Below are 1,481 nucleotides of genomic sequence, written 5' to 3'. Positions count from 1 at the left end.
GCAGATTGCCTGACCTGGAATAGGGCACGTAATTGGCGGCGGGCGCGGCTGCGACCGGAAGCGTCACGCCGATTTCGCTTAGCCGCTTTTCGATTGTTTCGCTCATGGTATTTCCCTATTGCTTGATGACGCCGGGCAGGCCGGGCCGAAATTGCTATTTTTGCCTCGCTTCCGCCACGACTTTTTTTAAGCTGGATCCTCTTTCCTGCGGCCTGCCATCAGGCGCGATGATCGGAGCCCCTCATGCGCGCAACACGCCTCGCATTCCACGCTGTCCTGCTGCCAGCGGTGTTCTCGATGGCGCCGGCTTTTGCCGTACCGGCGCTGCAAGCGCATCGCGCGGTTTACGATCTGAGCCTGGACAAAGCCTCCGATCGCTCCGGCATTACCGGCATTTCCGGCCGCATGGTCTATGAGTTCAACGGCTCACCTTGCGAAGGCTACACGGTGAAGTTCCGCTTCGTCACCCAAATTGCCACTAACGACAATGCAACAAAGCTGACCGACCAGCAGACGACCACTTTCGAGGACGCCGAAGGCAAGACGTTCTCGTTCGTGACAAAATCCTTCGTTGACCAGAACCTCGACAAGGAGGTGAAGGGCACCGCGACGAAGGAGACGAAGGGCCTCAAGGTCGACATCGACAAGCCGGAGAAGAGCAGCCTCGAACTCGCTGCCACCCAGTTTCCGACCCAGCATCTGGCCGAACTGATCGACAAGGCCGAAAAGGGCGAAAATTTCTACGAAACCAACCTGTTCGACGGCTCGGAAGATGCCGACAAAGTGATGACCACCACCGTCGTAGTCGGCAAGAAAGCCGATGCCGACAAAGCTGATCCGGAAGCGCCGGCATTGGCGAAACTCGCCACCGACAAATACTGGCCAGTCGACATTGCCTATTTCGACGGCACCGACAAGTCAGGCGAGGAGGTGCCGGAGTACCGGATCAGCTTCAAGCTGCATGACAACGGCATCACGCGCGACCTCGTCATGGACTATGGCGAGTTCTCGATGACCGGCAAGCTGGTCAATCTGTCGTTGTTCGATCAGTCGAAAGCCTGTCCGCCGAAATAGGCTTCAGGTTAACCACGCCCGCAAGGCGGCGCCTACAGCGCCGCGCGTTCTTGGCCGCGCAAAGGACGCTGTAGCACTTTGATTTTGCGCATGATCCTTTCCGAAAATCGATTCCGAATTGTGGGGTCATGCGCCATGACTTGAACACGCCGCAATTGCATCTCAACTTCTACGCCGATGGGTCGATCGGGGGGTGGGTTGAGCAGAATCGATGTGTTCGTGGCGCCGAGGCCCAATCCGGCGCTAATCAGGATCATGACTGTAGTCAACCGGGTTGTCATGCTGCATGGCATTCCCGGGTTTCGCGACCTGTTGCCGTTCAACCGCCTGGCCGGATTGCGCGGCGTCGCCAATGTCCGTCATATCGAGTTTCCCGACGACGACCGGCAGCGGCTGAAGGCCTGTTG

General features: G+C 58.2%; 1 protein-coding gene and 2 pseudogenes. 2 read left to right on the top strand and 1 reads right to left on the bottom strand.

Annotated elements, in window-relative coordinates; genetic code table 11:
* Positions 1 to 106 (bottom strand): annotated as a pseudogene (locus EOA86_RS40925) (RidA family protein); the annotation flags it as partial.
* Positions 107 to 243: 137 nt separating this feature from the next.
* Between EOA86_RS40925 and EOA86_RS34350 the strand changes: the two are divergent.
* Complete coding sequence (locus EOA86_RS34350) at positions 244 to 1,074, top strand: cell envelope integrity EipB family protein (RefSeq protein ID WP_029352783.1); 831 nt, start codon at positions 244 to 246, stop codon at positions 1,072 to 1,074.
* Between the two features lie 198 nt (positions 1,075 to 1,272).
* A pseudogene (locus EOA86_RS34345) lies at positions 1,273 to 1,481 on the top strand (hypothetical protein); the annotation flags it as partial.

The sequence above is a fragment of the Mesorhizobium sp. M5C.F.Ca.IN.020.32.2.1 genome (assembly GCF_004023105.1).
GTDB lineage: Bacteria > Pseudomonadota > Alphaproteobacteria > Rhizobiales > Rhizobiaceae > Mesorhizobium > Mesorhizobium wenxiniae.
The sequence above is the reverse complement of the archived record's forward strand: the minus strand, read 5'-3'. Positions and strand labels throughout refer to the sequence as shown.

Bases quoted from the DNA above. Each gene is read 5' to 3' on its own strand.
- EOA86_RS34350 (WP_029352783.1), top strand. From the start codon at position 244: ATGCGCGCAACACGCCTCGCATTCCACGCTGTCCTGCTGCCAGCGGTG.